Below are 9,902 nucleotides of genomic sequence, written 5' to 3'. Positions count from 1 at the left end.
ACCATCTTCATTTGTGTATGTAAATGTACCATCTGCATTGTCTACTAATGTAGATAATGTTTCTGTAAATGTTGTTGCTGTTCCGTTTTCTGATGTATAAGTAAAGCTACCATCACCATTGTCTACCAATGTAGTTATGGTGTTGTTGGTATCTACTGTTGCTGAGTTTCCTGAGTCATCTGTTAATGTAAATGTTCCATCTCCATTATCTAAAACTGTAGATCGTTTTGCATCAAAAGTTGTAGCTATACCATCTTCATTTGTGTATGTAAATGTACCATCTGCATTGTCTACTAATGTAGATAATGTTTCTGTAAATGTTGTTGCTGTTCCGTTTTCTGATGTATAAGTAAAGCTACCATCGCCATTGTCTACCAATGTAGTTATAGTATTGTTGGTATCTACTGTTGCTGAGTTTCCAGAGTCATCTGTTAATGTAAATGTTCCGTCCCCATTATCTAAAACGGTAGAACGTTTTGCATCAAAAGTAGTAGCTACACCATCTTCATTTGTATATGTAAATGTACCATCTGCATTGTCTACCAATGTAGATAATGTTTCTGTAAATGTTGTTGCTGTTCCGTTTTCTGATGTATAAGTAAAGCTACCATCACCATTATCTACCAATGTAGTTATGGTGTTGTTGGTATCTACTGTTGCTGAGTTTCCTGAATCATCTGTTAATGTAAATGTACCATCTCCATTATCTAAAACTGTAGAACGCTTTGCATCAAAAGTTGTAGCTATACCATCTTCATTTGTGTATGTAAATGTACCGTCTGCATTGTCTACCAACGTAGTAACTGTTTCAAACAAATAGGACAAATCTACTACACTTGTACTACCACCCTGCATAGTAAGCGTAAGTTCACCTGTTGTTTGATCAAAAACAAAATCTAGAATTTCTGGGTTACTACCTGAAGATAGCTCCCAAGAATCACCATCCCAAAAATAGATAGTTCCTGTATCTGTATTAACATATAAGTCTCCTAAGTCTGCGCCTGCAGGAGATGCAGATCCTGGCGCGGTTACATCTGTTCCGCTTAAAACTTCACAATTACATTGATCTTCTAGGGTAACTGTAGTTTGTGAGAACGCAATTGATGATATTAAAAAAATCATCGGTAATAAAATCTTCTTCATGCCGGGGTGTTTTATTCTATTTATTTCTTTGCAATAAGTTTAAGATGATTCAACATCTGCTTTAATTTTAAAGTTGAGACATTTAAACTTCTCATATTAACCTATAAACAACTTCACTTTACAAAATTAACGTTAGATACGCCGTTAGAAAATAAATGTTGTGTAAGCACCTATTTGTATGGTTAACTTCAATAAAAGCAATGTGGATAATTTTTATCCCTGTTAAATAAGGTATTAACAAGTGTTTTTAATCGATAACAATGCGATTTTAAACGAATTACAAGAGAGTTAAAAAGACTATAAAAATATAATCTTTTCAATTTTTATTTGAAGTACTCAATATATTTGTGAGTTGAAGTAGTTTAATTACCTTTAACTCTATGGGTAATATTTCTGTTTGTAATTGCATTAAAAGCTTTTAAAATTACATAAGGAGAAAACTCTGATGTAGAGTTTGAAATTGTTGCTGTAGTGGTTACAAAATTCCCTATAGCTACAGATGCTGGTTTTGGGATAACAAACCTAAACTTATTAGTAGTATCATTGTTTCCATCATCATCTGAGTAACTAGATGTATTAGGAAACTGATCTGACGAACTACCTTCTATCATAGATCCTATAAAAATTTGTCCCTCTCCATAATCTGTTACCATTCCTAAACTATTATCTCCGGAACTAGCTGTTCCTTCGTTAATATCCGTTAAAAATAATTCTATTGTAGCTCCTGGCCTAGACCAACCTTCTACTATAATATTTGAACCAGATATAAACGCATTAGATATTACAGCAAAATTGGTTAAACCATTAGGTCCGTTATCAGTGTCTCCATTGTCGTTAATTGTAACTCCATCTCCTACATCATTACTGGCGTCTAAGTCTATTCCAAGAGCCGGTGTTGTAGTTCCGTTGGCATATATAGAATTTTTCGATATTAGATTACCACTTGTATTACCTCCAGCAATTACTACGCCTGCTCCTCCATTGCTGGTTATAATGTTATTTGTTATAGATGAGTTATTACCATCAATTTTTATACCTGCATTTTCTACTACACCACCACAATTACCTCCGTTTTGTCCAGAGGTTCTAATTGTGTTTTCTAATATTGCTACATCATCTACATCTTCTACTTCTATACCTAATGCTCCTGCTTTTTCAATTAAATTTTGAGTAATTGTTATGTTACTACCTCCTTCAATAAAAATATTATCAAAACAAGCTCCTGTTCCATTCTCTGTTAAATGATTATTTTGAACAAGTACAGAAGACCCACCTCTTATTATAATACCTGCGTCAGTATTTGTTGTAATAAAATTAGAATCTATTGTTGCTTCTCCTCCTGTAACCTCTACTCCATAATCTATATTACCTGCATTTACTCCTACTGCATTTACTCCTAAGAGAGAATGAGAAACAGTACCTTCTCCTCCACTAATAATAACACCTGCATTATTGTTTGCATAAACAGATATATTACGTATTACAGTACCATTACCAGATGTATTAAGTACATCTCCGTTATTTTTATGAATCTGTATTTCAGGCCTATCATATCCTGGTAAAGATACTCCTGAAACACCTACTGATGTTCCGCCAGCTCCTTCTGCTCCAAAGTTAGAGTTTCCTGAGTATGCTGTTTGTGTACGCCCATCTATAACTGTTTTAGTACCTGTTATTTCTTCTAAGGGATTACCATTAGATATTAAAATATCAAATATACCACCTGCATAATTTGCATCTGCTGCTCTACCTAATGAATCTGATGTAGGAGGAATCATAAATATTGATGTATCATCACCTGCTGCTGGGTCAAAAAGACTATTAGCTTCAATATCTACAGTCGCTTCTGCTAAATTATTTGAATTTATTATAAATTGATTTAAAGATCCTTGACCTTCCTCATTAGTGTTAACTATAGTGTTAAAGTTAAAACCAAAATTAATACCTACAACACCATTACCAGCAACAGATACGTTGGATACAGTTTGCGCATTATTAATTACACCTAAAGAAACATCCTGAGTAGCTGTTGGGTCTTTACCTCCTACCTCATTTGGTTCTGCTTGTATGGCACCTGCTGTACCAAAAGACCTATATGTTTGCACTGGATAACAATCTGAACAACTAAAGCCACCACCTCTAGTTGACTTTATTGTAGAACTTACTGTTTTTATTAAATAATCTCCATCTGCCATTCCTCCAAAAGAGTAATAACCAGATGCATCTGTTGTTTTTCTTTGAATAAAATTACCTGAGCTATCAAATAACTCTACTACTGCACCTTGTATACCTACTCCATTAGAAGTGGCTTGGTCACGACCAATACCGCCTGGGTAATTAACATCTTCAAAAACAGTTCCTGCAATTAAGTTAGAAGGAACTTTTATAACTACCGCAGCTGATATTACAAAATCTTGACCAACATCTACATTTGCTGTTACCTGACTATCTGCTGGCGATATAAATGAAGAAATATCATAGGTATCCAAATCTACACCATATGAATTAGCAATATTATAAGTTGGACTTACAGTATTATCATAAATAGTAGAATTATAGGCATTGTTACCAGACTGTCCACCGTCGTTTGTTAAAATAAAATTCTGCCCTGTTTGGTTTGTTATAGATAGTTCTTCTGGGTTTGTAGATCCAGAACTAGAACCATTTAAATCTGGATCTCCTTCCCATGATAAAAATGATGCTTTTGCTCCTGCACCTGAAATAGCATAAAAAGAATCTAATGTAAACGAAGTACCTTCATTACTAAGACCATCAAAACCTTGGTATAAATTTATATTTACTGCTGGTAAATTTGGATCTTCATAAAATACAATTAATGTCCAACCACCTAAAACTGTAGAAGTAGTACAATAATCTCCTGTATTATTTATAGTTAAACCACTAAAATCAAAAACATTTGTACTAGGGTTTGCTACGCTTTTAACAATATCTGTAACATCACTTACGTAACCAAAAAAGTTTCTATTGGTTAATGAAGTTTGATATAAGAAATTTGCTGATACATTTTGACCTTCAAAAACAACATCCGCATCTCTAACTGTACTAGAGTGAGCCCAATATAAATAAGCTCTTTCTACTGTTCCTGTATTAGGAATTGGAGATATTAATGTGTTTGAAGATGATGTAGTAACAGCACAAGGAGAAACTCCATTTGCTCCAGTTCTTAATGTACCTCCTGTTGTGGAGTAATCATAGTATCCATCAAACTCCTGAAATAAAGTAAGTGGATCATTAGCTAAAATTTGTGAGTTAATTGTTCCTATACCCGTATCAGTATAATTAATGGTTGCATATTGAGCCGTAGCCCCAGTAAATTCTATTTTAAAATTTTCTGCAAATTCTGGTGTACCATCATTAGTTATGGGGACAGATATAGTTTGTACATTTCCCAATTCACCTGTAAAGGTTAATGTTCCGCTTACTGCCGTGTAATCACTACCTGCCAAAGCAGTATCATCTACTGTTGTATAATCTACCGTAAAAGGCGCTTCAACAAAACCAAATAAAAATACATTTCTACCGTGGGCAGCTCTTGTAGATGTAACCGTAAAAATTGCTACACCTGCATCTTCATCTATAGTTACATCTTCAATTTCTATTACCGGCCCTTCTGGAAAACAATTAACTTGAGCTTGCCAACCTGCACCTGTTGTATTACCATTAGATGTAAACCTAAAAGTTAAACATCCTGATGCTGCTGATGAGTTTATTGACGTTGGAACGTTGGCACTATCAAACTGACCTATTAAAGGTGCGCTAGTAGAGTTACCATCATATATATATAAAATATCACCTGTTACAACTTCAAAAGCTGTGAAATCTACATTTATATAAGTGTCTGCTGTATCAGGACAAATTGTATAAGTTGCATTTTCATTATTACTGTAGTTTGATGGTCCACCTGGATCAAAAAAAGTATCATTACAACTATTAACAGTAACACCATCTGTCATTACCAAAGCATCGTCATCTATTATAGTACCAGTACCTATGTCTGATATATCTATGGTAGAATTACTAGAGCTAGTAAATCTTATTAAAAATTCTTCTGCTCCTTCTATAGTAGTATCATTTAGTATTGGTATGGTAATAGTTTCTGTATCATTAATGTTACCATTAAAATTTAAAGTACCTGTTCTTGCTGTATAATCTGAACCCGAATTTGCTGTACCATTAAAAGTTGTATAGTTAACAGTATAAGAGCCAGATGCACTTGCTACAGTTTGCCTTACAGTAAAAGTAGCTGTACCTGCATTTTCATTAACTGTAACATCATTAATTTCTAAAACAGGACTAGATACTGCTGTAAACAACACATTGTCTATAAAAATTTGATCTGTATTGGCCCAATTGTTACCACTAGTAGACCTAAAAATTATTGCAGGGTTAGATGCTATTTGTGCAGCGGTTAGTGTATAAGATAAAGATCCTTGAGTGTTAGTATTTATATTACGCACTAAGTTCCAAGCCCCTGTGCTACCGTTATAAATGTAGACACCCAATGATTCTCCTCCTCTGTTACGAGCATCAAAATCTAAGGTTAATGTTACTGAATCGTAACCTGACAATGGAATAAATCTGTAAATAAAACCATTGTCTATATTTCTTAATCGCAATCTATTTCCTATAACCCTGATGTTACCACTCCAAGGACTATTATTATCTCCAGACTCTATCCAGTTTGTGGAAAAATTCTGATTACCATCATTTCTACTATATGATGTAGATGAGAAATTATCTCTAAAAGTATCCTGCCCTAATACTAAACTAGTAAACAGCAAGAAAAAAAACACTAAATATATATTAATCAACTTCATAATAAGAATTGGGTTTTTGGGGAATGTGTTATTAAAAACACACCCATCTTATTAAGGCGCTAAATTATACTTTTAACTATCAAATATTTAATATTTGTTGTGAATAGCCGATAACGTATCATATAGCTCTAGAAACTTGAAGTAAGAACAATCAAAAAAAGCCTTAACATCAAGTGTTAAGGCTTTTTTAATAAGTTATGTAGTATTAATTATTCTATAATAATAAATTCTGACCTTCTATTTAATTGATGTTCTTTAACTGTACAAGGCACACCATTTTCACATTTATTTACAAGTTTAGTTTCTCCAAAACCTTCACCTTGTAAACGACTTGCATCAATTCCTTTAGATACCATATAATTTACTGTTGCTTCTGCTCTTTTTTGAGACAACCATAAGTTGTAAGAATCTTTACCTCTACTGTCTGTATGTGAATTAACTTTGATTTTTAAACTAGAGAATTTTTCCATAGCAACAATCACTTTTTGAATTTCTATTTCTGCATCCGGTCTAATATCAAACTTATTTAAATCAAAATATATAGTACTTAATTGTAATAATTTAGCCAAATCATCTCCTGCACCTGCAGTAACTTTATCTCTTTCTAGATAAAAATCGATTACCTGTGGTTCTCCATTAGACTTGTTAATATATTTTTCTGATGGAACATAACCCTCTACTACAGCTCTAACAAAATTTCCTTGATTACAATCTAATTGTATATTATAAACACCATTAGAACTCATAATTGTAGAAGAAATTTCTTCATTATTTTCATCAATAACTTTTATTGCTGCTCCAACTAAAATTTCATTTGAAATTTTATCTCTAACCGTACCTGTTATTTGCTGAATACAATCTAAAACCAAAGGTTCATTTTCTACTACTGAGTAAATATCATCTTCACCTACTCCACCTTTTCTGTTAGAAGCAAAATATCCGTTTCTATTTTCACTATCAAAAATAAAGGTAAAATCGTCCATATTACTATTTACTGGTTCACCAACATTTACAATAGATCCATTAAGTGTATTATTTGCAATTTTGGTTGCAAATATATCTAACCCTCCTAAACCAAGATGTCCGTCTGAAGAAAAATATAAAATATCTTCATTAGATACATAAGGAAAAGTCTCTCTCTCTTCTGTATTAATTTTACTTCCTAAATTTACAGGTGTCCCATAAGTATTATCATCATTAATACTAGAACTAAAAATATCTGACAAACCTAAAGTACCAGGCATATTAGAAGCAAAATATAATGTTTTTTCATCATTACTTAATGTAGGATGAGCTACTGAGTAATCGTCACTATTAAAAGGCAACTCTGTAATATTTGTCCAAACCCCATCTATAAAATCTGCTCTAAATATTTTTAATCTTACTACACCATTTTTATCTTGTACACGCTTTCCGTCCTTATAATTATTACGTGTAAAATACATAGTAGTACCATCTTTAGTAATTGTAGATGTTGACTCGTGATATCTAGTATTTATATTTTTATCTAATTTTACAACTTTATTTAAAGACAAGCTATCTGCATTTACTTTATATAGGTCTAAAAAATCTCTTGAGTTCCAAGTATGTCTATATTTTGCTAAGTTACCCGTATCTCTATCTGAAGAAAAAAGAAGTCCTTCATTATAAAATGTTGGAGCAAACTCGTTATGCACACTATTGTACTTAAAAGTAGATACTTTAAATTTATCTAAATTTTCTCTGATTTTTGCAGAAGATGCGATTGTATCTTTTGCAAATAAAGCTTTTTCTCCTGAAGAGGCTACATCATAAAACTTCTCTAAAATAGCATTAGATTCATCATACTGAGCTAGTGTCCTTAGTGTTTGCGCATATTTAAAATATTGTTCTGCTGTAACATCTGATTCAAACTCTGCTACTAACCTTTTGTATATATCTGCTGCCTTTTTATAATCTGCATTAAAGTAATATGAGTTTGCCAATTTACCTAGTAATTCAGCAGATACAAATCCTTTTTCTATAACTTTAGTATAAATATCTATAGCAGGACTAAAAGCGTAACTTTTGTATTTATCATTTGCTTTTTCTATTAATCTCTCTTGGGCATCAATATTTCCAACAGTAAAAAATAGTATAGCAAGTAAAACTATAATTTTCTTAATCATTTTGTAAATTTTATTTTTTTAGAAGAATCTAGGTGAAACTAGCTTTTCAAAAGCTCTAACCAGTTCGAATCTTAAAAACACCTCAAAAGAACCATCATTGAATTGAGTTCCTCCTAATTCTGTAGTTTCTTTATCATAAGCTAAGCCTAACATAATTTGGTCTGACACTTGAAAACCAGCCATTGCACTTACTGCAGCATCCCATCTGTAAGCTGCACCAAATGAGAACTTCTCATTATATAAAAAGTTTGCTGATAAATCTACTTGAAGAGGTGCTCCACTTACGACTTTTGTTAATAATGCTGGCTTAAATTTTAAATCGTTATTTAAGTCAAACACATAACCTGTTATAGCATATAAATTGATTTTATCCTGAGATAAAAACTGTACACCATCATCTGAATCTGAATTGCTACTATCAAAATGATCTGTCTCTAACAAGTTTGGAGCTGAAAGTCCAAAGTAAAATTTATTTGTATGGTAGTAAAAACCTAGTCCAAAATTAGGAGAGAATCTATTATCTATATTATTTGTTTCTACTACTTCATCATCTATTTTTCTTAGTTTGTCAAAATCTAAGTTTAACCTATTGAAACCTACTTTAAGTCCAAAAGATAATTTTCTTTCTTGAGCAAGTTTTAATGTGTAAGATAAAGTCCCATCAACATAAGTTTCCTGAACTACACCATCTCCAATTTCATCATTAACTATAGATACGCCATATCCCAAATTACTGTTTCGTATAGGCGAGTGTAAATTTAGAGTCTGAGTTTTTGGCGCACCATCTAATCCTACCCATTGAGATCTGTATAATGCAGCAATACTTAGTTGACCTCTAGATCCTGCGTATGCGGGATTAACAGCTAATGTATTAAACATATATTGTGTGTATTGTGCGTCTTGTTGCGCACTAACACTGTCTAAAACAAGTATTACTAATATAATTGTTGCAAGAATGCTTCTTTTTATCATTTTATGATATTAATTATGTTATTTACTTACGTATAGATAACCACTATCGGTATTATTATTTCCGTTTTGTTCGTAATTGAAGATGTAATAGTATACTCCTGAAGGTAAAACTTCACCTGCTTTTACAGTAGATCTTCCTTTAGATTTACCATCAAAAACATTATTAATGTTGTTATAACCATCAGCTTCAAAAATTACAATACCCCATCTGTTATAGATTCTTAATGTATTATTAGGAACTAGCTCTACATTATCTATCCATAAGAAATCATTTTTACCATCGCTATTAGGAGTAACCATTTGCATAACTACTACTGCATTTTCATCTGGTGTATTATCTGGATCTAAATAATCTGGAGTTCCGTCACCATCTGCGTCATCGTTTGTTGGGTTACCATCACCATTTGCATCTTCATCTGGTGTATTTATACCGTCACCATCGTCATCTAAATCTCTGTAGTTAACGTCTTCTGTACCATCTGTATCTGGTAAATCATTTGCTGGATCGTTGATCTCATCATTTACATCAAAACCATCGTTTACATCTGATCCCTCATAACCATCATCTAAACCATCACCATCTGTATCTATAGTAGTGTATGTCTGATCTGGAATACCGTCAAAATTAAAGTCGTTACCCTCATTATTATCTGGAACTGTGTCATTATCACTATCTAAATCTATATAATCTGGTGTGTCCTCACCATCGTGATTATTTGGTGTTAAACCATCTAAATAAGCACTATTTACTCCATCGTTTGCTAAATATGTTGCTGCATCATCATTATTAGGAGCAATGTAA

The 9,902-nt window shown here is 32.6% G+C and carries 4 protein-coding genes and 1 pseudogene; all 5 read right to left on the bottom strand.

What is annotated here, in order from left to right:
* A pseudogene (locus ABJD66_RS00190) lies at window positions 1-1,143 on the bottom strand (hypothetical protein); the annotation flags it as partial.
* A gap of 362 nt (window positions 1,144-1,505) precedes the next feature.
* Window positions 1,506-5,981 carry a Calx-beta domain-containing protein gene (locus ABJD66_RS00185; protein WP_348126871.1) on the bottom strand — a complete coding sequence of 1,492 codons (4,476 nt, stop codon included), beginning with the start codon at window positions 5,979-5,981 and terminating at the stop codon, window positions 1,506-1,508.
* 209 nt (window positions 5,982-6,190) lie between these two features.
* On the bottom strand, window positions 6,191-8,128 hold the full coding sequence (locus ABJD66_RS00180; protein ID WP_348126868.1) for an OmpA family protein: 1,938 nt from the start codon (window positions 8,126-8,128) through the stop codon (window positions 6,191-6,193).
* 18 nt (window positions 8,129-8,146) lie between these two features.
* A complete protein-coding gene (locus ABJD66_RS00175) occupies window positions 8,147-9,100 on the bottom strand; it encodes a type IX secretion system membrane protein PorP/SprF (RefSeq protein WP_100895139.1) in 954 nt (317 codons plus the stop codon).
* A gap of 18 nt (window positions 9,101-9,118) precedes the next feature.
* Window positions 9,119-9,902: gliding motility-associated C-terminal domain-containing protein (locus ABJD66_RS00170; RefSeq protein ID WP_348126864.1), on the bottom strand; the 784-nt coding region annotated here is incomplete at its 5' end.

It is taken from the genome of Cellulophaga sp., assembly GCF_039943695.1.
Lineage (GTDB): Bacteria > Bacteroidota > Bacteroidia > Flavobacteriales > Flavobacteriaceae > Cellulophaga.
This window is presented reverse-complemented; position numbering and strand designations above follow the sequence as displayed.